Origin of the sequence: Alkaliphilus flagellatus (assembly GCF_018919215.1) — a bacterium.
In the GTDB taxonomy this organism is placed as follows: Bacteria; Bacillota; Clostridia; order Peptostreptococcales; family Natronincolaceae; genus Alkaliphilus_B; species Alkaliphilus_B flagellatus.
The window spans coordinates 83,667-105,793 of record NZ_JAHLQK010000004.1 but is presented as its reverse complement, the minus strand read 5'-3'; the positions used below and the strand labels follow the sequence as shown (position 1 = coordinate 105,793).

Genomic DNA, 22,127 nt, shown 5'->3' with positions numbered 1-22,127 from the left:
ATTTGAGGAGGAAGTATATGAATTTAGAATTGAGTTTATATGAAGTGAACTCGAAAGAAGAAGTTGATTTTTTCTGGAAAAAAAGAGATCACTATATGAAGGAAGATATAATTCCAAACTGCAGCTTAGGCACTCCACTGGATGAAGAGGATGAAAAATGGTTCTTCTCAAAAGAGTACAAAGATCATATAATGAATCTTTTCAGTAGAAATAAGGATCAACTAAAGATCATATTTTTTAGAAAGAATAATGAATATGTTGGATTTTGTGTTTACGTAATTTATCTTTCAGAGGATGGGAAGTGCTTCATAATTGACTACTGTATAGATTCAAATCATAGAAATCAAGACCTTGGCAAGCAGTTTTTTTATCTTTTAAAAGATTACGCAATTGCAAAGGGAGCTAAATATTTCGCACTTAATTTATCTAACGAGAATAATCGAAGATTCTGGGAATCTTTAAGATTTGAAAAAGCGTATATTGATGAATCTGGAAATTATGTTTATTTGAATAGAATAAATATGGACCTTATTCAAAGTGGATAGCTATTAAGAAATTCAATACGTTCAAAATATATAGAATATCCATGATATATTAAATTATAAGAGTGTATGACACTGATAAGTAAATCATTAAAGTTGATGGAAATATTGCAGGCGCGGTGAGTATACTTTTACTATAGATTAAGAATTTTTCTACTATAAAACACGAATATTTTACTTTAATACCGTATTGTTCAGTAATGAATATGCGGTATTTTTTATGTCGCATTACAAGTATATAACTTAATTTAAATAAAATGCGACATAGATATTAAAATTGAAAATACGAATAATGTTTTTTAAAAACTGAATAATACGGTATTATAAAATAGAAATTTGCTATAACAATATAGAAAATGGGGTATAATTTTCTTGCTAAATCAGTCAGATTTGTAATTTATTATACAATTAATTGATAATTCAAGGAGATGTAAAAATGGATAAAATCAACGTTTACGAGAAATTAAATCTTTTTAATGAGTATTGGAGTCCGAAAATATTAGGTGAAGTTAATGAATCATATGTAAAAGTTGCAAAATTTAAAGGCGAATTTTTATGGCACACTCATGAAAATGAAGATGAAATGTTTTATGTTCTAAAAGGTCTATTGATAATTAAGTTTAGGGATAAGGATGTTATTTTAAATGAAGGAGAATTTCTTATAATTTCAAAAGGAATTGAACATATGCCTGTTGCTGAAGAAGAAGTACATGTGATGTTAATTGAACCAAAAGCAACATTGAATACTGGAGAAGTAAAAAATGAAAGAACAGTAGGAAGACTTGAAAAAATTTAATACGAATTTTTCTTTTTAGACGTAATAACTATAAAACTGAATAACACGGTATTAAAAATATCTATCATCAAAATTATGAGAGGACTAATATATGTTTAGTGTAATATGTTATAATTTTCTTGTTAGATCAACCGGATTGGTAAGAAAAGACGAAGTAGAGATTATATTTTATTTAAGGGGGATAATTATGATAGAACTACGAAAGATCACATATGATAATTTTGATGAATGTATTAAATTAGAACCAAATGAAGAACAAAAAAGTTATGTTGCAAGTAATATACGCAGTCTTGCACAGGCCTATGTTTCTTTAACGAATAATGAGTGCATTCCTATGCCTTATGCCATTTATGACAATGATATCATGGTAGGTTTTATAATGTTATCCTATAATAAAGCAGATGAGAATGATGATGAAAATACTTATTGGGTATGGAGATTAATGATTGATAAGCGATATCAAGGCAAAGGTTATGGTAAGGAAACTATGATAAAGGCACTTGAATTGATTAGGACCTTCCCGTATGGAAAAGCTTCAGTAGTTTACCTTTCTTATGAACCAGACAATGTAGTAGCAAAGACACTTTATGCATCTTTAGGTTTTGTGGAAACAGGTAAGATTGAATATGGTGAATTGGTAGCAAAACTGGTTTTGTAGAGCCGATAATTATAAATAATAATGAGGTTATGAGTATAATCTTTACTGAGTACTCGATATTCTTTATAAGGCGTAACAATTATATAATTAAATAATTTATCTATAATACCGTATTATTCAACGTGAATATACGGTATTTTTGTTTTGTAGTTCAAGATTTAGCTGCAACTAATGAAAAAAATGTGACACAACTATTTTGAAGAAGTTGAGAAGTACTTTGATTATTTGGCAGAAAGCATAAAACCATTTGAAGTTTTAGTTAAAGATATCGAGTTAAAGATATTCGGTGACACTGAGGTAGGTTTTCCTGTTTTATGGATGGCTATTGAAGAAAGTAAAGAATTAAGAGAGTTGCATAATGAAATTTATAAATATATTGCTGAAAATTCATGGGATACAGATAATAATGAAAAATACTACTTCCATTCAACAATAGCATTGGACGAACAGCCTGCAAGTGTATATAAAGAAATATTCAAGAGCATTCCTGATAAAGAAATTAATCATAATTGTATTGTAAACGAGATAGCACTATTTTGTACTACAGATAGTGAAAGTAGAAAGGGAACCTATATTACTTACAAAATACTAAATTTAAAAAATAACTAGGAAATAGCACAGAGGAAAAACATATAGAACATGGTTTAGAAATTGAGTATATTCAAATCTCTTATTGTGCTGGTGTGTTTACAGTTACGCAATAGTAAAATAATGTTTATCAAAGATTATTTATATAACCGTTATTTAGCTGTTTGCTTAGGCAGACAGCTTTTTTCAAAAAAAATTAAATTATTGTGTAACGAAATACTGATTTATAGGATATATGTTGTGAAGGGGGTGATATTACATGCTTGACATAGATGACACGTATAAGGAATATGCAGAGATGGTCTTTAAATTCTTGATGAGTCTTTGTAATGATGAGGATACTGCGGAAGAGCTCACGCAGGAGACCTTTTACCGTGCAATAAAATCAGCTAATCGATATGATGGTACATGTAAAGTTTCGACATGGCTTTGCCAAATTGCAAAACATCTGTGGTATCAAGAAATTGATAAAAGAAGACGTAAAGAAACATCTATGCTTGATGAGAATATTACTTCCCACAAATTAAATCCGGAGGAAGAATTATGCCTGATAGAAGAAAAAATGCAATTTATCAAAGCAGTACATATTCTTGATGAAATTGCAAAGGAGGTAGTTCTCTTGCGTATAACAGGTGCATTTTCGTTTCGAGAAATTGGAGAAGTATTCAGCAAAAATGAAAACTGGGCAAGAGTGACTTTTTACCGTGCAAAACAAAAAATTATGAAAGGAAGATTGTAATGAAATGTGAAATTATACAAGATCTGTTACCAAGTTATATTGATGATTTGACTAGCTCTGAAAGCAACCTTGAAATTGAAGAGCATCTTAAAAATTGTCCTCAGTGCAAGGAGATTTTTGAGCAAATGAAAGCAGAGGTCAAAGTAGAAAATATCGAGTATAACAAAGAAAAAATCAAACCATTCAAAAAGCTTAACAGAAAGGTTTTTAGAGCAGTTCTTATAACATTGACTGTGTGTGTATTGGCAGTAGGGTCTTATGTGTATTTCTTTGGAATCGGATGGAAAGTAAACTCCGATGATATGAACATAGAATATTCCTATAAAAACGGCATAATTACATTTGAGTTTGAACTGACAAACGGCAGAGTTCTTAACGCTTGGACTAGTGTGGGCGAATCTGATATCAAGTTTACAGAAAGTTTCAGTAGTTCCTTAGATGACAGAGGAGAGTATCCAAATCAATTTTATTATGGTATACACTATATTAATGATAAGGGCAATATAAGAGAATTCACTGATGATGATTGCGTTATATTACATTTTAAGGACACAACCAAAACTTTATATTTGAAAGAAATTGCCAAAGAGTTGGGTATACAGTAACTACCAATTATCGTTAAGAATAACAATAGAAAAAATAACCACTCTGTTTTCGAAGGGGATTGTAACAATATAGCTTTTTAAGTTTATAATGATAATCATACTTTTGCAATAATACGTAAAATAGATAATGATTTTATTGCTATATAAGTCAAATAAGTGGAATAATACTAATAAAACATTATTTATCTAATTTTTGTACACATTAAAATGTTAAGTTTAGTTGACAAATTTCCAGCTCTACTTGATAGAAAAGGTTTTTAGTGTTTAGTATACTATAGTTACAAGTTAACTTGAAATAGAGGAAAGGCTGGTTATAATTATGTCATTAGGCGAAAAATTATTATATTTGCGTAAACAGACAGGTTTATCGCAGGAAGATGTTGCTGAAAAATTAGGTGTATCTCGACAAACAGTAAGTAAATGGGAAACAGATCAAACTGTCCCTGAACTTATTAAAGCAAAATTATTAAGTCAACTTTACAATGTAAGTTATGATTATCTTATTAGTGGAAGTCATATTGGTGGTGACCTCACTAGTATTGAAATGATAGTTGATGAAATCGACTGGACAAGTGCATGGAGCAAAAAGTATCCGATTTTATCTTCATATCAAGGTATAAAAGGAATAGATACCTATAGTGAGAAGATATCTGAGTTGTATGATGCTTTTAAAAACGAATTTGGATTTAACGATTCTGACACTGTTTTGGTTTTAAAGGATATTCTTTATCAAAAATATAAAATAGCAAAAAAGAAAACCAAGTAAAATGAGCATAATCTATGGTAATTTTACTTCACAATTTTCATATTATTTGTAGTAAAAATAAAGCATTAAATAACCTATAATTTTCTATCATAAAGTATAAAGCACAAATATTTTACTTTAATACCGTATTATTCAGAAATGAATTTACGGTATTTTTTTATGTCACAATTCAAGAAAAGTATCTAGTATGAAGATATTATGAAGTAAATAATGTTCTTTAAAAACTGGGTAATACAATATTATAAAATAAAGATTTGCTATAACAATATATAGAATATGGTATAATTTTCTTATTAGATAAATCGGATTAGATCAATTATGTACAACAATTACAGTTGATATTTTACTGCTTACGAGGAGGGGAACGATGAAATTCTCAAATCCATTGATAGTTGTTTCGAATATGGAAAAGTCAAAGCGATTTTACTATGAAGTGCTTGGTTTAGAAGTTGTTGTTGATTTTGGTGCAAATGTAACTTTAACAGGTGGTATTGCGTTACAAACAAAAGATACTTGGTCAACTTTTATTCACAAACATGATAGTGAAATTGTTTTTGGAGGAAATGTAGCAGAGTTATATTTTGAAGAAGATGATTTTGATGGTTTTATTCAAAAGATGAATGACATTGAAGACATTAACTACGTACATACTATTGTAGAACATTCTTGGGGACAGCGCGTTGTTCGTTTCTATGACCCTGATAAGCATATTATTGAAGTAGGAGAAAATATGATTATGGTTGTCAGACGATTCTTAAACAGTGGTCTATCAATTGAAGAAACTGCTATCAGAATGGATGTACCAGTTGATTATGTGAAATCTTGTTTAGAGTAGATTATGAATACAATCTGTAGTAAGTTAATTGCATAATCTTTTTATTATTTCATTAAGGAAAGTTAAAACTTACCACCTTTAAAAATACATAATAATCAACACTATAGTTCATTAGCTCTTGTTAGATATCTTAAAAATTATAAATAAACTCTTAATTGACATGTTTAAGTATATTATGAGAAAATGGCTTTAATATACTACTTAAATAGTAATTTTAAGGGGGAAAGTGTTATGTCAAAAAAACAAGTTATATCCACTAACGAATCTATGAAACCTACAGGTCCTTATTCTCAAGGTATTGTATATGATTCTTTAGTTTTTGTAGCAGGTCAAACAGGGATTCATCCTTCAACAGGTCAGCTTGTAGAAGGAGGTATAGAAGCCGAAACTAGACAGACTTTGACTAATGTAAAAGCCATTCTAGAATCTGCAGGCAGTTCATTGGATAAAGTACTTAAAGTTAATGTTTATTTAAAAGATATTAATGATTTTGATACAGTTAATAATATTTACAAAGAGTATTTTACAGAAGAATATCCAATTCGTACATGTCTTCAAGTTGTAGCAATGCCTAAAGGAGCTTGTATTGAAATTGAAGCAATTGCTCATAAATAGTTATATATAAACACTAAGAGAGCTACTGCTGAAATTATTTCGGTTGAAGAAAAATATCGTGGAAAAGGATACGGGAAGGCTATATTGAATCATTTAATAGAAACTGTTTTTCAAAATTACAACATTAAATAGATAGAATTGATTGTTAACGGAGATAATAAAATTGCAATTTTATTTTGTTTATGTAAATGAGCAGAATATACAGGGTGTAGGATTCTATAAATATATGGGATTTGATATATTTAAAAAGTCAGAACTTGATGAACAAGGAAATCCATTTCCTATACTTCATATGAAATTAAAGTAAGTATATTGGAGTCATAATTTTATTATTAGATGCAATAATTATAAAACGAATAACTGTTTAAAATACTGTATTATTCAGAAATGAATTTATGGTATTTTTTACGTCGCATTTCAAGTATTAGATGTAACTAGTGAAGGTATTGTGAAGTAAATTATTGAGTGCTTGGAGCCTGCAGAATCTTCGCAAAATAAATCAATTGGCTTTATTTTGCAAGGTGGTTTTCCAGAGTCATCTCAATACAAATATGTTGGAAGATACTTTGGTGCACTTTCGGAGGAACTTAATAGAACGTATTTAGGAACAGTAATAAAAGGGAATTCAGCAAATGTACATATGATGCCAAATTTCATGGTGAGAAAACTCTTTAGATCATTAGAACGCTTAGGTGAAATATATGAGCAAGCTTACCTTTGATAAAGCCATTATTGAAAACTTAAAAAGACCATATAAATTTACAGGATTTACTCTTAAACAGATAAAATTTTTTGCTAGGACAGGTTTAATCAATATAATGTGGAATAAACCTTTAAAACAAAATAGTGTTTTTGATAAAAACCTAGATAGACCATTTATTCAATAATTTATAGTTAGCGGATTATTATAAAGATAATACGAAATCATAAATATAATATTTTTATAAATTAGGGGGATAACAGATGAAATATGGCAAAAAAATTGGCGTAGGTAATACGGCAACTGTATATGAATGGGAAGAAAGTAAGGTACTTAAGCTTTTTCATCAAGATTATCCAAGAGAAGCGGTAGAAAAAGAGTTTCAAAATGCAAATTTAATATGGAATATGGATTTTGGAAAACCAAAAGCGTATGGGATTATTTTTTATGAAGAAAAAATAGGTATAATATATGATAGATTAGAGGGGGAATCCCTGCTGGATTGGGTTATGAAAACAGGTGATATACAGGGATGTGCGGTATATATGGCAAAGCTACATAAGAAAATTATCCAGAATAGTATTAGTAATGTACCAAATTACAAGGAGTTTTTAAAATACAATATAGTAAATGCACAAAATTTAAATGAAAAAGAAAAAGTGCTGTATATGTTAGATAAATTGCCAAATGGGAATACACTTTGTCACGGTGATTTTCATACAGGTAATATATTTATATCTGATGGACAGACAATGGTTATAGACTTCATGAATATATGTCATGGAGATTTTTTGTATGATATAGCAAGAACTACATTTCTAATTGAATATACACCTGTGCCAGTAGGAGCTAAAGATAAAGAAACGCTTTTCCAATTTAAGAAAACACTAGCAGATTTGTATCTTATGCAAATGAATGTAACTAGAGAAATGATACAGGACTATTTATCAGTTATTATTGCATCAAGAGAGGGAGAATGTCCTAACGAAAGATAAACTAAGACGCATTAGTTCTATTAAAGGTAATAACTATAAAACCTAATAATTATTCAAAATACCGTATTATTCAAAACTGAATTTTACGGTATTTTTATGCTGCATTACAAATATATAGCGTAATTTAAGGTAAGAATAATGTTCTTTGAAAACTAGATAATACGGTATTGCAAATTATTTGTTCCATGTTAGATATATGGTATAATTTACATGAAATTAAGACGTAATTATAAGAAACAACGTATAAATATTATCTAAATTAGTGAGGGCTGGAAATGAAGTCAATAGCAAATTATATCTCAATAGCAAGAATAGCATTTGTGCTTATTTTGGTTTTAATAAAACCATTGAGCATAACTTTTTTTATTATATATTTTATTTGTGGAATTAGCGATATTCTTGATGGATTCATAGCAAGAAAAACAAATACTGCGAGTAAATTAGGTGAAAAACTGGATTCTGTTGCAGATTTAATAATGATTTTAGTGCTTATTCCTAAATTATATCCGATTATCAATCCAACTGTTAAAATCCTGATGTGGATAATTATTATTGGAGTAATCAGGGGTATATCGGTAATAGTTGTATTTTTAAAGTATAAAACATTTGGAATGCTTCATACTTATGCAAATAAAATAACAGGTTTTATGCTATTTGTATTTCCAGTTGTGTTCTGTATTTTTCCATCAGAAGTAGTTATACATGGGATGTGTATTATTGCAAGTATTTCAGCGGTTGAAGAATTGGTTATTAATCTATCATCGAATGAGTTTCAGGCAAATAAGAAAAGTATATTCAAAACAGGATGATTTAATCAGTTTTTAATCTTTTTATTAAACGCCATGATTGTTAAAATCTAATATTTTTACGTCGTATTACAATATTATAACGTAATTTAAATATTATGCGACGTAACTATTAAAATCTAAGGACTAATAATGTTCTTTAAAAACCGAATAATACAGTATTGAAAGTATTGACTATCAAAACTATAAGGTAGATTAACATATATTTAGTGCAATATGATATAATTTTCTTTAAAAGATAATTCATGATTGTAAAATTATGTGCGACACAATTGATGTATTATTTATTTGTAAGACAAAAGCATAAATTAAAATCTTAAAATGAAAGGAAGTGTATTTCATTGGATAATAATGTCTTGTGGTATATAGAAAAACAAATTGATAGAACAATAGATAATTTAAGAAAACGTAATATGAAAGGCTTCTTTGTTAAAAATGAGATTGAATTGATCGCACTGTTGGAAGAACTTATTTCTGAAAACTCTGTAGTTGGTGTAGGAGATTCAATGACACTTTTTGAAACAGGTGTAATAGATTTTCTTCGGAAGGGTAATTATATTTTTTTAGATAAATATAAAGATGGAATTACAAGCGAAGAAAAGAAACAAATTTATATTAAAAACTTTTCTGCTGATACTTTTCTTTGTAGTACAAATGCCTTAACTGAAAATGGTGAACTTTATAATATAGACGGCAATGGAAGTAGAGTTGCACCAATGATATATGGTCCTAAACAGGTTATTTTAGTAACTGGAATCAATAAGATTGTTAAGAATATAGAAGAAGCAGAAAAGAGGGTCAGAAATTATTCTGCTCCAATTGACGCAAAAAGATTAGGTAAAAATACTCCGTGTACTACTTTGGGTTATTGTGTTGATTGTAAAAGTCCTAATCGAATTTGTAATGATTTTACAATTATTAGAGGACAGTTTATTAAGGATAGAATAAAGGTAATCATTGTAGGAAAAGAGTTAGGATATTAATATTTTAATTTATATTTAAAAACTGAATAATATGGTATTTTAAAATAGACGGTTTTCTAATTATATAGAAAATATGGTATGATTTTCTTGCTAGGTAGATTAGTAGTGTATTATGAGCATAGTAATGGAGGAATTAAAGTATATATAGACTATTTATATAATCATACCGAACATATTAATACAGTGGCAAATTGGATCTATAGTGAGTTTGTTGTGAAAGCAAACGGTACTTTAAGTTTAGATAAGGTTCTTGAGTATCTTGCAAATACAAAATTAACGTCTTTTCCAATCACACTTATTGCAGTGATAGATGATGAGTGTGCGGGGACAGTTTCTATATTTGAGAATGATTTAAAAACTCAAAGGGATTTAACTCCTTGGTTAGCCTCGTTGTATGTAAATCCGCATTATAGAGGCAAAGGAATAGCAAAGGAGTTAATTAATAAAGCTCAGCAAGTTGTAAAAGAGTTGGGGTTTAAAGAACTATATTTAAGAACAGAGCATACTTCTGAATATTACAGAAGATTAGGTTGGGAGTTTGTTTATAAAACACATGATGAAAAAGGGCAGGAAACCGAGGTTTTTAAGATCTTTATAAATAATTAGGAACAGGAGATTAAATTCGTCTCTTTCTTATTAGACATAATAACTACAAAATCAAATAATTATTTAAAATACCGTATTATTCAAAACTGAATTCTACGGTGTTTTTATGTCGAAATTCAAGTAAAATACGTCAATGAAATGATAAAAATAGAGAAGTAACAATCTGAGCAGTTAATATAGATATTGTAGATTCTTTGAAAAGATGAATAAGATATTACGATAAAGGTTGAAACAAACAAAGTAATTGATATGGTGTAAATAAGTATGTTATTATCAGAACAAGGTAATCGGAAAAAGCAGGGTGTGTTTGCCATCTCTTTTACAAAGGAGGTGGTTGCTATGACAACATATGAGACGTTATCGCTAATGATTGCGTTTGGAATGCTTGTAGTAGCCATCGTTAAAAATAACGATAGAAAAAAATAACCACCCTGTTGCAGCAGGGTGATCAAGCTATAAACTAGTTTTTATGGCAATCACATCTTTGCAAATCTGATTACCTTATTAACATTATACCACAAACACTCTAAAAGTAAACACATACGTTGTGTAAATGATATCTATACAATTAGAATTTTTATTAAACATCTTTAACGCTGTTTTTTATTGTGTAAAAAATTTCAATACTTACATTGAAGAAATAGTGACATAGTTATCAAAATCTAAAGTAAGAATAGTGTTATTTGAAAACTAAATAGTATGGTATTATAAAACAGAACTTTATACAAGAATATAGGAAGCATGGTATAATACTTTTGATAGATAAATCTGCCTAGTAAAATATTGTGTCATAGTTCATTTACAAAGGAGAAGAACATAATGAAAAAAGATATAAATATAAAAAAATTATATTTATTCACATTTCTATCTTTTACTTTAATCTTATTATTTCTTTATTTATTTTCACAGACAGCTCCATATTTTTATACTGGATTCGATTACCATACAACACCAAATAGATTAAGCAAACTTGCAAATTTCACATTTTTACTTTTAATTCTGCTTAACTTTATATGCGTAATATTATCTGTTTTTTATTCAATAAAAACACTATTTAATAAAATCAAGTGACAGTCTAACTTAGTTTGTTCTATACTAACTAATTCACAAAATTATTATTTTTAAACAAAAGGAGATTAGTGTAATGGATATTAAAATTAGAAGAATATCTATAGAAGACTTAGATGCGGTAGCAGAAGTGGAAGCAAGATGCTTTCCAGAGGAAGAGGCTGCTACAAAGGCATCATTCGAACAACGAATTAAGACATTTCCAGAAAGTTTTTTTGTAGCAGAAATTGAAGGAAAAATAATTGGGTTTATCAATGGGTGCATAATCAATGAAACTGCTATCTATGATGAACTATTTAACGATGCTACACTACATGTTCCAGATGGAGATTACCAGACTATTTTTGGACTTGATGTGATACCAGAGTATCGTAATCAAGGAATTGCTGCGCAATTAATGAATCATATGATAGAAGTATCAAGATTAGAGGGGCGCAAAGGCGTTATTCTAACGTGTAAAGAGAAACTTATTCATTATTATACAAAGTTTGGGTACGTAAATAAAGGTATATCTAAGTCAGTACATGGCGGGTCTAAATGGTATGATATGATTTTAGTGTTTTAAATGTATATTTTAGATAACAGAATATCATAATTAAGAATCATGGACAAATTGAATTTATGATTAATGAATTTGGGTTGTACAGAATCGAAGTAAATACCATGCCTAAAAATATACACTCTTTAAGTGTAGTTGAAAAGTTAGGATTTTGTAATGAAAGGCTAGCATATAAATATTTAAAACTAAATTGGAAGACCATATACACATGATTTTACTAAACAATAAAGTTTAGCAATGAATCTTCGCCTTATTCTTATAAGGCGTAACAATTAAATAATTAAATAATTTATTTATAATACCGTACTATTCAACGTGAATATGCGGTATTTTTGTTTTGCAATTCGAGATTTAGCTGCAACTAATGAAGAAAATACGATGTAACTATTAAAGTTTAAAGTCAGATGATGTTTTTTGAAAATTGAATAATATGGTATTAAAGAATTAGGAATCTGATATAACAATGTGAAAAATATGGTATAATTTTCTTGTTAGATGAGTGGAATTAGATGGAAAATTTAAAGTAACCTATAAATTTATTACCTAATAGAGAGGAAAAGTAAATCATGAAGGATATTGAAAAATACATTGCGGATTTAAACTGGGATAATCCTGATTTTATTCAACAAAATGCAATAAGGAAACTATCTGAAATAGAAGAAAGTAAAGTAATATTACTAGCTAAGCAATCTGAGTTATGTAATAAATCTTGTTGGTATAATGCAGCAATAGTTTTGAAAAACATAGGATATCCACGTAATAAATTAGCAATTCCGTATTTAATGAATTGGTTTAAAGATACAAATTGGCCAGGAGTACCGATAATTGTTCAATTACTTAAAGAAATAGATGTTGATGTTTTAATGCCACATATTAAAAATGTTATAGAACAAGCATCAAAAGAGCAAGATGGGTTGTGGGCTTATGGAATGATCTATCTTATAAATGAGTTGAAAATTCCTAAATTTAAGATAGAAGAAGAAAATCTGTATAAGGAATTGATTGAATTAGGTTATGGAGAATAGATTGATTCTTATTTTGATTAGCTATAGCAGAAAAATTTTTATTAAATTTTGAGGTGAATAAGAGTTGGAAAAAACGAAATTAACAAAAGTAATTAAGATCATTACTATTATTACTAGTATAGTAACTGTCTTGTATCTAGGATTTAGTTTTTTGATACCGGTATATTTGTCCTATAGATTAAATATAGAAGCAAGTAAAGTAGATTCTATAGGAATTATAGGTGGTGCAGATGAGCCAACAACTATTTTTCTTACGAGTACATCTTCTTTTGCAAATTCTATTATTATAATCTGTGCATTGTTTTCAATAGCTGGAATTGCATATTTGGTTTTAAATAGGAAAGTTATGAAATAGATTTAGCATGTAGAGAATGTGGTATAACTTTCTTGTTAAATAAATGATATTAGTATTTTACTGTGAACTAACTATAGGGGGGAATAAATATGAAACGAGTTGAAGAAAAGTCTAATTTAATAGTTTTAAGAAATACACGAGAAGATGATTTGGATTTTGTAGTAAATTCTGAACGAGAACCTGTCAATGCTAAATACGTAGGTCAATGGACAAGAGAACAACATAGGAATGCCCTACACGAGGAAGATATTTTGCATTTAATTGTTGAAGATAGAACAACCCAAAAGCCTGCTGGATATGTAATTATAGCAGGTGTAACGAATCCAAATAGAAATATTGAGTTTATGAGAGTTGTAATATCAAGCAAAGGTAAGGGTTTCGGAAGAGAAACTCTAAAATTAGTTAAGAAAATTACTTTTAAAAATTTAAATGCACATAGGCTTTGGCTTGATGTTAGATATAAAAATCAAATAGCACAAAACCTTTATAAATCTGAGGGATTTATTGAAGAGGGTATCTTAAGAGAATGTATTTTGTATGATGGGAACTACGAATCTTTAATTGTGATGTCTATCTTAAAAAATGAGTATACTGACAATCTTGATTCATAACATTAAGATTAGCCGCAACAGTAGTATAATACGAATAAGGAGGGTATTTGTGAAACAAATCAAAGTCGGTTTCTCGCTTGGAATGGTAAGTGCTGTCGTGTACATGGCACACGTTTTCTTAGGTCAGCTTTTATGGCATGAATATAATCCAATCACCACTGATATTAGTTCTCTCACTGCCGATGGTGCGCCCCACTCAAATTTTCTGCGTGTGTTAACTACTATTTATGGAATATGTTTTTTAGTTTTTGTCGTGTCTTTACTGCTCAATTCTATAAAATACTACCACACAATTACTATCGTGGGGTATGGAATCATGTTAGTTATGGCACTTGCAACAACAATAGGATATAGTTTGTTTCCACTTACAGCAGACAAAGCAGAAATGAATTTTCAAAATACCATGCATATCCTTGTGACAGTAGTAGTTGTATTTACGACAATTACTTCTTTGTTTATACTTGCTTTTGGTTATTGGAAAAAAGAAAAACAGAAAAACTTAGGTTTATTCTGTTTGATTTTTGGAATTTTAATATTCGTATTTGGTGCAACAAATCCTATTGGAATAGCTCTAAATCTTAACATTTTAGGTCTTACAGAAAGACTTGTCATATTCATACTACAAGCCTTTGTATTTATTTGGTCATTCTTATATACGTTCAAAATTAAAATAGTGTCGTAGTATTTTCACCTTATTCTCATTATGCGACGTAACTATTAAAATCTGAAGTAGAACTAATGATCTTTGAAAACTGAATAATACGGCATTATAAAATAGAAAATTGCTATAACAATATAGAAAATATGGTATAATTTTATTGTTAGATAAGTCTGATTAGTAGAATATTACGAAATAGGAATTATTGAATTAAAGACTTACATATAGGGGGAATGGATATTTATGTGTACAAGCTTTATTTATAGAGGGCAAGACACAATTATTGGAATGAATTTTGATAATAATGGAATGAAATTTAACATAGATACTAAGAACCCCAAATGGTTTACAGTGCTTGTTGACGGAGGACGGGGAAAATGTCCATCATTTGGAGTAAATAGCAGTGGTAAATTTTTTAATAGTCTTGTTGTCAATTCAAATGGGAAAGGTTTATATAGAAGAGCAAGTAAAAAAGTGACTCATACAACTAAGCTTATTACAGATATTTTAAATGAAGTCATTTATCCAGAGAATTTGGGTGAGTATTTAACAAATATTGAAGTTGTTAATACACCAGACTGGAGTTGCCATAATATGATTTGTGATTCAAACGCAAATGTTTGGGTAATAGAGCCTGGCCGTGGGAATATTAACAACCTAGCAAACTCTTCACCACTTTTTGTTATGACGAATTTTTCTTTATGGGACTATTTATATGAAAATGTTGATTGTAATTGTGAACGATTTAAAATTGTTTCAAGTGAATTGGCAAATGCAAAGCAAGTAAATATCGAAACAGCGTTTGACGTACTTAATTCTGTAAGTCAACGAAATGGAGAATGGGTTACGGAATTTTCAATGGTATATTCTAAAAATTCTCGTACAGTATATTACTGTTTTAATGGTAATTTTAACGAAAGATTTGAATATAAGTTTTGAATGTAAGAAATGAATATAATTAATTCGCAATTTTTATAGAATATGAATCAATTAAATTAATGTTTAATTCGCACTTTCTTTTTTAGACGCAACAGTTTAATAATATATCTTCAATTATTTATTAAAGAAGTGTATAAAACATGAAAAACGAGAGAATATCAGTTAAATATATTGAAAATAAAAATGTAGATGGAGATGATAGTGCAGGGGTTATTATTAGTGTGTTTGAAAGGGATATTCTAATAGGTGTAACTGAAAGGCATGGAGGAGATGTGGAGATAAGTTTAAATATCGAAAAGGCTAAAGAACTTGTAAGTGCAATTAATTCAGCAATAAAACTTGCAAGTGGTAATTAGTTTAGAGACGCATTCTTTATGTTAGATGTAATAATGATGAAAACGAATAATTATTTAAAATACCGTAATATTCGTTTCTGAATAATGCGGTATTTTTTATATCGCATTTCAAGAAAAATACGTCAATGAAATGATAAAAATAGAAAAACAGCAATCTGAGTAGTTAATATAGATATTGTAAATTCTTTGAAAAAATGAGTAAGATGCAAGATAATAAAGATTAGAAATAAATCAGATTATTGATATAGTATAATTGTATATGATATTATTAAAATAAGGTAATCGGATAAAAAGCAGGTGTGGTTGCCACCTTACTTTCAGATGAAAGGAGGTGGAGCGATGGATACATATCAAGCTATATCTTTAATGATGATGTTTGGCATGCTATTGATGTCGCTAATCTCCTTAATTGTTAGCCTGGTAAAGGACAACAACAAAGGAAAAAAATAATCACCCTGCGGGCCATGCAGAGTGATTAAAACAAAATAATCGCTATGTGGCAATCGCATTATGCGAATCCGATTACCTTTTTTATTATTATACCACAAAGACTTTAAAAGTAAACATATACATTGTGTAAATTCTACCTATATAATTAGATTTTTTATTAAACAGCTTTAATGCTGTTTTTTATTTTGCAAAAAATCTTAATTGCTTATATTGAATATTAGGCGACATAGAAAGGATGGGAATATGAAAGCTTATGATTTTAAAATAGAACATAATACAGAATTTGAAGGTTATTCAATATTACAGCAAAGGACACCACGATAAAGAAGAATTTATAAAAGAAGTTCAAATATACGGTGATTTCAAAGGAAAAGTAGAAGATGTTCGGCATGTTTATGCTGAGTTAACACCATCGCCAACAGGTGGGTTATTAATTAATTTTAAGCCAAAATCATGCAAAGGTAGTTTTCCTGTAACTGTAATAGATGCTGAGTAATTCGCACTACAAGTAAATTACCTGGTATGAAGCTATTATGAAGTGAATTATAAATAAAAAAAGTATTCTTTGAAAATTGAATAATGTGGTGTTAGAAAATAAGAACATTTCATACGAATTATAAAATTGATTATTGACAATTTTAATTAATAGGATAGCATATGAGTATAAGTGAATATAATCATAAAAGCATATAAAATTATGAGGAGATATGAAATGGATATAGTACAAGTGCTGAAAGCATTAGGTGACGAAAATAGAATTAGAATATTAAACCTATTAAAAGATGGACAATTATGTGTATGTGAAATTGAACATATATTAGGAATTACACAATCAAACGCTTCAAGACATCTCACTAAGTTAAGTATACGTAGGATTGTGGTATATGAGAAAAAAGCTCAATGGATATATTATAAATTAAATAAAGAAACTTTGGAGCAATTTCCATTTATAAAAGAACTTCTAGAGAATGAACTAAATAAAATAGACATATGTAAGCAAGATATAGAAAACTTAATTGAATATAAAAAGAGTGGAATGACTTGTGAAAATTTGAAAAATTATAAATATAATAGTGAAAACAGTTGTAAATATAAAAATAATTAATGGAGGCAAAAAAGATGAGCGATTTTAAAAAGGTAGATGTTAGAAATGCTGTTCGTAATAGTTATAGTAAAATAGCTATCGGAAATGTAAAAGAGGATGGATGTTGTGGAGGAGGTATTAAGCTTAAGAAATCTTCAATAGAGATATCACGTAAAATTGGATATTCTAATGAAGAAATATCAACTGCTCCAGAGGAAGCTAATATGGGGTTAGGTTGTGGAAATCCCCAATTAATAGCTAATCTTAGAGAAGGTGAAACTGTTATAGACCTTGGAAGTGGAGGAGGATTTGACTGTTTTTTAGCTTCAAAAAAAGTTGGGATTAAGGGATATATTATTGGAGTTGACATGACCTCAGAGATGATTAATAAATCAAGAGCTATATCTAAAAAATATAGATATAGAAATGTAGACTTTAGACTAGGAGAAATTGAAAATCTTCCTATAGCAGATAATACTGCGGATGTAATTATTTCAAACTGTGTTATAAATTTATCTCCAAATAAACAAAGGGTATATAACGAGGCTTATCGTGTATTAAAAAAGGGTGGTAGAGTTGCTATTTCTGATATAGTTCTTATTAGAGAATTAACAGAGGAAATGAAACAAGATGAGAACCTTTATTGTGGATGAGTTACTGGGGCGTCTTCAGTTGAAGAATTAAAATTATATTTAGAAAAGGCTGGTTTTAGTGATATTAGCATTGAAACCCAAGAAGTATCAAAAGAATATGCTGAAAAATGGGCACATAATTTAAAAGTTGGAGAATATATTATGTCTGCATCAATAAAAGCAATAAAATTATAGAACTTATGTTATTATTTTTATTTAGCATAACGACTAAAAACTGAATAATTTATTTGAACACCACATTATTCAAATCTGAATTTTGTGGTGTTTTTATGTCTCAATTCAAGAATTATAGGAGGTTTTTAAATATTACGAATTAGATTGGAGGTAGTAAAATTATGGGAATAGATTAGTAATTTGATATAACAATGTAGAAAATATGGTATAATTTTCTTGTTAGATAGATCAGATTAGTAGAATTATGTGAGTTAGTTATTTATTAAACTACTTGATAAATTAGAATTTGGAGGTTAATTATGAAAAAATGGTATGATGAGGAATACGAATTTGAAATTGAGGTAACTGGGTTTCTTCGCAGTGACCATACAGAGCGGTACTGCCGAAACGGCGAGGAAGTCGGGGATAAGTATACCTGCACCTATGGCTGTCCCATAAATGCGGATGGACAGGGTATCTGTTCCAAGGTCATGATGATTATGTTCCCAATCATGGAGTCGGTCAGAAGTGGCGGAGATTTAGAGAACATTGGCGGCAATGGCAAATATAGCAAGGACATTGTATGCCCAGATGGCTGCGTCATGTTCAGGCTGACGGCAAAGAAACTTGACAATGAGAATTTTTATAAAGGGAAGTTTTTTGATTAGTTTTGATTTTTATTGTGCTCAGTTTGAAGATAAGCCGGAATATATAAATTTCAGTTTGTTGGTTAGATCCTTTAAGAGATAAGGAAAATTAAATTAAAAATAGTATTAAAATACCGTATTATTCAAAATAGAATATACGGTATTTTTTTTACTTCGCAATTCAAGATCATTGAGTGATATGAAATTATTGTGATATGTAGAGGTGATATTGCATTGGATAAAGGTTGTTGTAAAAATTGTGAAGCCTTAGATTACTACGATGGATATTTTTGTGGTTGGGGAAAAGATGTTGGATTGAGTGATGATAAGATTATAATTGATGATATTGAAAAAGATAAGTGCGAAATGTTTACAAAAAGAAAAAACAAGTTTTGGACTTATAAGGGAGCAGGATTTTAATTCACATTACAAGAATTAGCTGCAACTAATGAAGAAAATGAGACGTAACTATTAAAATCTAAAGCTCTAATAATGTTCTTTGAAAACTGAATAATGCGGTATTTACAAAATATGTTATAATTGATTCATGATAGTAAGAAAATGCGTATAAGTACGCTACTATATTATTCTATGAGTGAAAGGAGAAAAGAATGAAAATTAAAAATTTAGCAGTTATTATATGCTTATTGTTGATGTCCACATTAAGTGCTTGTTCTTCAGACTATAGCGAATCCATAGAAATTAATTGGGGGATTTCACTTCCAAAAGGTTATGAAGAATTATTTTCGGTTGACAGCGGAGCCAGTTTTCATGGCGATGGAGACAGATATCATGTCTTTAGTTATAAAGAAGAGCTCAAACAAAGTGAAATTGAAAAATTTAGTTCAGAAAAAAATCCCTATGTGGAAGATGAAGTAGAAAAGATTTTAAATTCACTACAAGTATCTAATGAACAAAAACCTGATTTTTCAAAAGAGTATTATTGGTATAGAAAAAATGGAGATAACGATTCACGTAATAAATTGTATTTAATTTATTTTAATGAGGATAACATACTTCATGTTATAGAACAATTTTATTAGGAGAAATGAGCATAGTTTTGGTTAGTATTTAACACGATTAAGTCACATTATTTATAAAATGTACAATAGATAAATTGCGGAAATAAGGAGATTTTTACATTTATGACAACAAAACGAACTGTAATAATATTGTCTTTAATAGTGTTAAGTATATTGTTAGTACTCAAGTTTGTCTTTTTTTCAAATGAAGGAACTCATATTACTATAAGAAATCAAACTAATGAAATTATAGAAAACTTGGTTTTTGTTTCAAATGATAACGAAAGAGAGTTTAGTATTTCTAACATAGAGCCTCAAACTGATATTTCGTTTAAATACGACATAGGAGGATTTAATGAAAATGCAGTTAATTTGAAACATATACTTGAGGCAGGAATGATTAAAAATTATAATATTATAGGTTATGTTTATGAGTTTTATTCTCATATATATATTGATATTATTTCAATTAATAATGCTGGAGAATTGAATATAAGAGTAGAGACACTTAAATAAGAATAGCATATGCTTAAAGCAGTAGGCAATTAATCATAGAGTACTAAACTAAAGTTTATTTCGTACCATCTTTTTTAGACGTAACAGATGGATTATGCGAAATAAAGATTATTTATATTTAACAAAGGAGAATAGCATGAATACGATTGTTGTATATCCACATAAAGGAATAGGAAATATTTTATTTGGAATGACAAGAAAAGAAGTTGAACAAATTCTTCTACCCATTCACTATAAAGAAGAACCGGGGAGAAATGGTATTCTTGTCCGATATGATAATTACCATATTACCTATAAAGATAATATAGTTTTCGAAATATGTATCAACAATCTTAACGGTTATAAAGTTGTGTTCAATAATATTGATTTATTTCATACAAAAGCAGAGGACATTTTTAATTCCTTAAGGAGACTAAGTGATTACGATTGTGATTGTGAAGATGAATATCTTAGTTGTACTTATTATTTTAAAGATTTGGGAATGATACTTTGGCGTGAATCTGCGTTTCATCCGAAGTTATTGCAAGAAGGATGGTTTCAAAAATTGATTTCTGTACAGGAAGAAAATTTAGAGTATGAGCAAAGATTTTGGTTTTTTAATCAGATTTGTTTGAAAAATTCAATGGCCTCAGATGAACCTATGAAAAAAGCAAAGTTTTATGTTGAATCCACTAAAGCAAGTCAAGCCATGAAAACACCTACACAAGAAGAATTAAAAGAAATTGCTCTAAAATATGGGTTATAAGCATTATCTATATTTACACTTAAGGCGCAATATCTTTTTTATACGCAACAGTTAAGATATGACGTACTACTTTAAGACAAATCAGGAGGAATTTGTTATGAAAATTCAAAAAATAAAAAATAGAGGCGTTTTATTTACATATACTACCTCTTGGGGGTGGGATTTAAATATTCATCTAATTATGGGCGAAAGATATAATTATATCATTGATACAGGATTGGGTTCTTTAAGTATTGATCCAATTAAGGAATATATAAAAGATAGTAATAAACCTATTATCGTGATAAATACACATTATCATTGGGATCATGTTTGGGGAAACGGTTCATTTCAAAATTGCATAATTATATCTCACAAATTATGTAGAGAAATGATTGAATCAAAATGGGAAGAGATGATGGATAAGAATAAGCAGTATTGCTATGGTGAAGTAGAAATGTATCTTCCTAACTTGGTTTTTGAAAAAGAGCTTTATTTTCCAGAAGACAAAATAAGGATTATATACACACCTGGGCATACTATTGACTCCATAAGTGTAATAGATGAGCAAGAAAAAGTGATTAATGTAAGTGATAATATTGGTGATAATATTAATGAAATTATTCCGAGTATTTATTGTGAAAAAGATCTATATATTGCCACTCTTTTAAAGTATATGGATATGGATTTCGATACTTGCATATCAGGCCATAATATAATTTTAGGAAAGAAAGTTATCGAGAAAATATTGAGCATACTATAATAATTTCGACCATTTTTATATAGTGAAAAAGAAAGACGTTGGTGTAATCTGCACATAGATAGATAGTAAAAGATCTGAAACATCAAATAACAAAATGTTGCTATATGCAACATGAAACGTTGATACGCAATCTTCTTATTAGATGTAACAACTATAAAAAACGAATAATTATTTAAAATACCGTATTATTCAAAATTGAATTTTACGGTATTTTATGTCGCAATTCAAGATAAATGCTTGAAGTAAAATAGAAATTTGATATAACAATATAGAGAATATGGTATAATTTTCTTGTTAGGTAAATCGGATT

33 protein-coding genes and 1 pseudogene are annotated in these 22,127 nt (G+C 28.9%); all 34 read left to right on the top strand.

What is annotated here, in order from left to right; translation table 11 throughout:
• The first annotated feature begins 17 nt into the window (after positions 1 to 17).
• The 34 genes and pseudogenes from KQI88_RS10740 (at position 18) to KQI88_RS10585 (ending at position 21,817) form a co-directional block, all read left to right on the top strand.
• The gene (locus tag KQI88_RS10740; RefSeq protein ID WP_216417210.1) at positions 18 to 545 is read left to right on the top strand and encodes a GNAT family N-acetyltransferase; all 528 of its coding nucleotides are present in this window, start codon (positions 18 to 20) and stop codon (positions 543 to 545) included.
• A 433-nt stretch (positions 546 to 978) separates the two neighbouring features.
• Positions 979 to 1,338, top strand: a complete 360-nt coding sequence (locus tag KQI88_RS10735) for a cupin domain-containing protein (protein WP_216417208.1) — start codon at positions 979 to 981, stop codon at positions 1,336 to 1,338.
• A gap of 187 nt (positions 1,339 to 1,525) precedes the next feature.
• Positions 1,526 to 1,996: a GNAT family N-acetyltransferase gene (locus KQI88_RS10730; protein ID WP_216417206.1), complete on the top strand. Its 471-nt coding sequence runs from the start codon at positions 1,526 to 1,528 to the stop codon at positions 1,994 to 1,996.
• A 213-nt stretch (positions 1,997 to 2,209) separates the two neighbouring features.
• Positions 2,210 to 2,605 (top strand): annotated as a pseudogene (locus tag KQI88_RS10725) (2'-5' RNA ligase family protein); the annotation flags it as partial.
• A 238-nt stretch (positions 2,606 to 2,843) separates the two neighbouring features.
• Positions 2,844 to 3,323: an RNA polymerase sigma factor gene (locus KQI88_RS10720; protein ID WP_216417201.1), complete on the top strand. Its 480-nt coding sequence runs from the start codon at positions 2,844 to 2,846 to the stop codon at positions 3,321 to 3,323.
• Complete coding sequence (locus tag KQI88_RS10715; protein WP_216417199.1) at positions 3,323 to 3,928, top strand: zf-HC2 domain-containing protein; 606 nt, start codon at positions 3,323 to 3,325, stop codon at positions 3,926 to 3,928. Before KQI88_RS10720 ends, KQI88_RS10715 begins: the two co-directional genes overlap by 1 nt.
• A gap of 319 nt (positions 3,929 to 4,247) precedes the next feature.
• Positions 4,248 to 4,694: a helix-turn-helix domain-containing protein gene (locus KQI88_RS10710; protein ID WP_216417197.1), complete on the top strand. Its 447-nt coding sequence runs from the start codon at positions 4,248 to 4,250 to the stop codon at positions 4,692 to 4,694.
• Positions 4,695 to 5,061: 367 nt separating this feature from the next.
• Positions 5,062 to 5,529, top strand: coding sequence for a VOC family protein (locus tag KQI88_RS10705; RefSeq protein WP_216417195.1), 468 nt, complete (start codon positions 5,062 to 5,064; stop codon positions 5,527 to 5,529).
• Between the two features lie 231 nt (positions 5,530 to 5,760).
• Complete coding sequence (locus tag KQI88_RS10700) at positions 5,761 to 6,144, top strand: RidA family protein (protein WP_216417193.1); 384 nt, start codon at positions 5,761 to 5,763, stop codon at positions 6,142 to 6,144.
• Positions 6,145 to 6,150: 6 nt separating this feature from the next.
• Complete coding sequence (locus KQI88_RS18680; RefSeq protein ID WP_408629726.1) at positions 6,151 to 6,276, top strand: GNAT family N-acetyltransferase; 126 nt, start codon at positions 6,151 to 6,153, stop codon at positions 6,274 to 6,276.
• A 31-nt stretch (positions 6,277 to 6,307) separates the two neighbouring features.
• Positions 6,308 to 6,451: a GNAT family protein gene (locus tag KQI88_RS18485; protein ID WP_330656193.1), complete on the top strand. Its 144-nt coding sequence runs from the start codon at positions 6,308 to 6,310 to the stop codon at positions 6,449 to 6,451.
• 394 nt (positions 6,452 to 6,845) lie between these two features.
• Positions 6,846 to 7,031 carry a hypothetical protein gene (locus tag KQI88_RS10690; protein WP_216417191.1) on the top strand — a complete coding sequence of 62 codons (186 nt, stop codon included), beginning with the start codon at positions 6,846 to 6,848 and terminating at the stop codon, positions 7,029 to 7,031.
• A 76-nt stretch (positions 7,032 to 7,107) separates the two neighbouring features.
• Complete coding sequence (locus KQI88_RS10685) at positions 7,108 to 7,839, top strand: aminoglycoside phosphotransferase family protein (RefSeq protein ID WP_216417190.1); 732 nt, start codon at positions 7,108 to 7,110, stop codon at positions 7,837 to 7,839.
• Positions 7,840 to 8,114: 275 nt separating this feature from the next.
• A complete protein-coding gene (locus KQI88_RS10680) occupies positions 8,115 to 8,648 on the top strand; it encodes a CDP-alcohol phosphatidyltransferase family protein (protein ID WP_216417188.1) in 534 nt (177 codons plus the stop codon).
• Positions 8,649 to 8,986: 338 nt separating this feature from the next.
• Positions 8,987 to 9,628 (top strand): lactate utilization protein, encoded by a 642-nt coding sequence (locus KQI88_RS10675; RefSeq protein WP_216417186.1) that lies wholly within the window; start codon positions 8,987 to 8,989, stop codon positions 9,626 to 9,628.
• 105 nt (positions 9,629 to 9,733) lie between these two features.
• A complete protein-coding gene (locus KQI88_RS10670) occupies positions 9,734 to 10,234 on the top strand; it encodes a GNAT family N-acetyltransferase (protein ID WP_330656192.1) in 501 nt (166 codons plus the stop codon).
• Between the two features lie 264 nt (positions 10,235 to 10,498).
• Complete coding sequence (locus tag KQI88_RS10665; RefSeq protein WP_216417910.1) at positions 10,499 to 10,660, top strand: putative holin-like toxin; 162 nt, start codon at positions 10,499 to 10,501, stop codon at positions 10,658 to 10,660.
• A gap of 718 nt (positions 10,661 to 11,378) precedes the next feature.
• Complete coding sequence (locus KQI88_RS10660; RefSeq protein WP_216417182.1) at positions 11,379 to 11,867, top strand: GNAT family N-acetyltransferase; 489 nt, start codon at positions 11,379 to 11,381, stop codon at positions 11,865 to 11,867.
• Positions 11,868 to 12,427: 560 nt separating this feature from the next.
• A complete protein-coding gene (locus KQI88_RS10655) occupies positions 12,428 to 12,886 on the top strand; it encodes a DUF5071 domain-containing protein (protein WP_216417180.1) in 459 nt (152 codons plus the stop codon).
• Between the two features lie 64 nt (positions 12,887 to 12,950).
• Positions 12,951 to 13,241: a sodium ion-translocating decarboxylase subunit beta gene (locus KQI88_RS10650; RefSeq protein ID WP_216417178.1), complete on the top strand. Its 291-nt coding sequence runs from the start codon at positions 12,951 to 12,953 to the stop codon at positions 13,239 to 13,241.
• 89 nt (positions 13,242 to 13,330) lie between these two features.
• On the top strand, positions 13,331 to 13,852 hold the full coding sequence (locus tag KQI88_RS10645) for a GNAT family N-acetyltransferase (RefSeq protein ID WP_216417176.1): 522 nt from the start codon (positions 13,331 to 13,333) through the stop codon (positions 13,850 to 13,852).
• A 49-nt stretch (positions 13,853 to 13,901) separates the two neighbouring features.
• Positions 13,902 to 14,534: a DUF998 domain-containing protein gene (locus KQI88_RS10640; protein WP_330656191.1), complete on the top strand. Its 633-nt coding sequence runs from the start codon at positions 13,902 to 13,904 to the stop codon at positions 14,532 to 14,534.
• 219 nt (positions 14,535 to 14,753) lie between these two features.
• Positions 14,754 to 15,449, top strand: coding sequence for a hypothetical protein (locus tag KQI88_RS10635; RefSeq protein WP_216417173.1), 696 nt, complete (start codon positions 14,754 to 14,756; stop codon positions 15,447 to 15,449).
• Between the two features lie 140 nt (positions 15,450 to 15,589).
• Complete coding sequence (locus KQI88_RS10630; RefSeq protein WP_216417171.1) at positions 15,590 to 15,805, top strand: hypothetical protein; 216 nt, start codon at positions 15,590 to 15,592, stop codon at positions 15,803 to 15,805.
• Between the two features lie 339 nt (positions 15,806 to 16,144).
• Positions 16,145 to 16,255 (top strand): putative holin-like toxin, encoded by a 111-nt coding sequence (locus KQI88_RS18095; protein ID WP_246579251.1) that lies wholly within the window; start codon positions 16,145 to 16,147, stop codon positions 16,253 to 16,255.
• 283 nt (positions 16,256 to 16,538) lie between these two features.
• A complete protein-coding gene (locus KQI88_RS10625) occupies positions 16,539 to 16,751 on the top strand; it encodes a hypothetical protein (RefSeq protein WP_216417169.1) in 213 nt (70 codons plus the stop codon).
• A gap of 216 nt (positions 16,752 to 16,967) precedes the next feature.
• Positions 16,968 to 17,360, top strand: coding sequence for an ArsR/SmtB family transcription factor (locus KQI88_RS10620; protein WP_216417167.1), 393 nt, complete (start codon positions 16,968 to 16,970; stop codon positions 17,358 to 17,360).
• 14 nt (positions 17,361 to 17,374) lie between these two features.
• Entirely contained in the window at positions 17,375 to 18,166 is a 792-nt protein-coding gene (gene arsM, locus KQI88_RS10615; protein WP_216417165.1) for an arsenite methyltransferase, read from the top strand.
• A gap of 299 nt (positions 18,167 to 18,465) precedes the next feature.
• Positions 18,466 to 18,813, top strand: a complete 348-nt coding sequence (locus KQI88_RS10610; protein ID WP_041173129.1) for a TIGR04076 family protein — start codon at positions 18,466 to 18,468, stop codon at positions 18,811 to 18,813.
• Between the two features lie 213 nt (positions 18,814 to 19,026).
• On the top strand, positions 19,027 to 19,212 hold the full coding sequence (locus KQI88_RS10605; RefSeq protein WP_216417163.1) for a hypothetical protein: 186 nt from the start codon (positions 19,027 to 19,029) through the stop codon (positions 19,210 to 19,212).
• A gap of 191 nt (positions 19,213 to 19,403) precedes the next feature.
• A complete protein-coding gene (locus KQI88_RS10600) occupies positions 19,404 to 19,835 on the top strand; it encodes a hypothetical protein (protein ID WP_216417161.1) in 432 nt (143 codons plus the stop codon).
• 102 nt (positions 19,836 to 19,937) lie between these two features.
• Complete coding sequence (locus KQI88_RS10595) at positions 19,938 to 20,330, top strand: hypothetical protein (protein WP_216417159.1); 393 nt, start codon at positions 19,938 to 19,940, stop codon at positions 20,328 to 20,330.
• 136 nt (positions 20,331 to 20,466) lie between these two features.
• Positions 20,467 to 21,075 carry a hypothetical protein gene (locus tag KQI88_RS10590; RefSeq protein WP_216417157.1) on the top strand — a complete coding sequence of 203 codons (609 nt, stop codon included), beginning with the start codon at positions 20,467 to 20,469 and terminating at the stop codon, positions 21,073 to 21,075.
• Between the two features lie 97 nt (positions 21,076 to 21,172).
• Positions 21,173 to 21,817: an MBL fold metallo-hydrolase gene (locus KQI88_RS10585; RefSeq protein ID WP_216417155.1), complete on the top strand. Its 645-nt coding sequence runs from the start codon at positions 21,173 to 21,175 to the stop codon at positions 21,815 to 21,817.
• Positions 21,818 to 22,127 lie beyond the last annotated feature (310 nt).

Excerpts from the sequence above, each read along its gene's own strand:
- KQI88_RS10740 (WP_216417210.1), top strand. The coding sequence starts at position 18 with ATGAATTTAGAATTGAGTTTATATGAAGTGAACTCGAAAGAAGAAGTT.
- KQI88_RS10735 (WP_216417208.1), top strand. The coding sequence starts at position 979 with ATGGATAAAATCAACGTTTACGAGAAATTAAATCTTTTTAATGAGTAT.
- KQI88_RS10730 (WP_216417206.1), top strand. The coding sequence starts at position 1,526 with ATGATAGAACTACGAAAGATCACATATGATAATTTTGATGAATGTATT.
- KQI88_RS10720 (WP_216417201.1), top strand. The coding sequence starts at position 2,844 with ATGCTTGACATAGATGACACGTATAAGGAATATGCAGAGATGGTCTTT.
- KQI88_RS10715 (WP_216417199.1), top strand. The coding sequence starts at position 3,323 with ATGAAATGTGAAATTATACAAGATCTGTTACCAAGTTATATTGATGAT.
- KQI88_RS10710 (WP_216417197.1), top strand. The coding sequence starts at position 4,248 with ATGTCATTAGGCGAAAAATTATTATATTTGCGTAAACAGACAGGTTTA.
- KQI88_RS10705 (WP_216417195.1), top strand. The coding sequence starts at position 5,062 with ATGAAATTCTCAAATCCATTGATAGTTGTTTCGAATATGGAAAAGTCA.
- KQI88_RS10700 (WP_216417193.1), top strand. The coding sequence starts at position 5,761 with ATGTCAAAAAAACAAGTTATATCCACTAACGAATCTATGAAACCTACA.
- KQI88_RS10690 (WP_216417191.1), top strand. The coding sequence starts at position 6,846 with ATGAGCAAGCTTACCTTTGATAAAGCCATTATTGAAAACTTAAAAAGA.
- KQI88_RS10685 (WP_216417190.1), top strand. The coding sequence starts at position 7,108 with ATGAAATATGGCAAAAAAATTGGCGTAGGTAATACGGCAACTGTATAT.
- KQI88_RS10680 (WP_216417188.1), top strand. The coding sequence starts at position 8,115 with ATGAAGTCAATAGCAAATTATATCTCAATAGCAAGAATAGCATTTGTG.
- KQI88_RS10665 (WP_216417910.1), top strand. The coding sequence starts at position 10,499 with ATGTTATTATCAGAACAAGGTAATCGGAAAAAGCAGGGTGTGTTTGCC.
- KQI88_RS10660 (WP_216417182.1), top strand. The coding sequence starts at position 11,379 with ATGGATATTAAAATTAGAAGAATATCTATAGAAGACTTAGATGCGGTA.
- KQI88_RS10655 (WP_216417180.1), top strand. The coding sequence starts at position 12,428 with ATGAAGGATATTGAAAAATACATTGCGGATTTAAACTGGGATAATCCT.
- KQI88_RS10645 (WP_216417176.1), top strand. The coding sequence starts at position 13,331 with ATGAAACGAGTTGAAGAAAAGTCTAATTTAATAGTTTTAAGAAATACA.
- KQI88_RS10635 (WP_216417173.1), top strand. The coding sequence starts at position 14,754 with ATGTGTACAAGCTTTATTTATAGAGGGCAAGACACAATTATTGGAATG.
- KQI88_RS10630 (WP_216417171.1), top strand. The coding sequence starts at position 15,590 with ATGAAAAACGAGAGAATATCAGTTAAATATATTGAAAATAAAAATGTA.
- KQI88_RS18095 (WP_246579251.1), top strand. The coding sequence starts at position 16,145 with ATGGATACATATCAAGCTATATCTTTAATGATGATGTTTGGCATGCTA.
- KQI88_RS10620 (WP_216417167.1), top strand. The coding sequence starts at position 16,968 with ATGGATATAGTACAAGTGCTGAAAGCATTAGGTGACGAAAATAGAATT.
- KQI88_RS10610 (WP_041173129.1), top strand. The coding sequence starts at position 18,466 with ATGAAAAAATGGTATGATGAGGAATACGAATTTGAAATTGAGGTAACT.
- KQI88_RS10600 (WP_216417161.1), top strand. The coding sequence starts at position 19,404 with ATGAAAATTAAAAATTTAGCAGTTATTATATGCTTATTGTTGATGTCC.
- KQI88_RS10595 (WP_216417159.1), top strand. The coding sequence starts at position 19,938 with ATGACAACAAAACGAACTGTAATAATATTGTCTTTAATAGTGTTAAGT.
- KQI88_RS10590 (WP_216417157.1), top strand. The coding sequence starts at position 20,467 with ATGAATACGATTGTTGTATATCCACATAAAGGAATAGGAAATATTTTA.
- KQI88_RS10585 (WP_216417155.1), top strand. The coding sequence starts at position 21,173 with ATGAAAATTCAAAAAATAAAAAATAGAGGCGTTTTATTTACATATACT.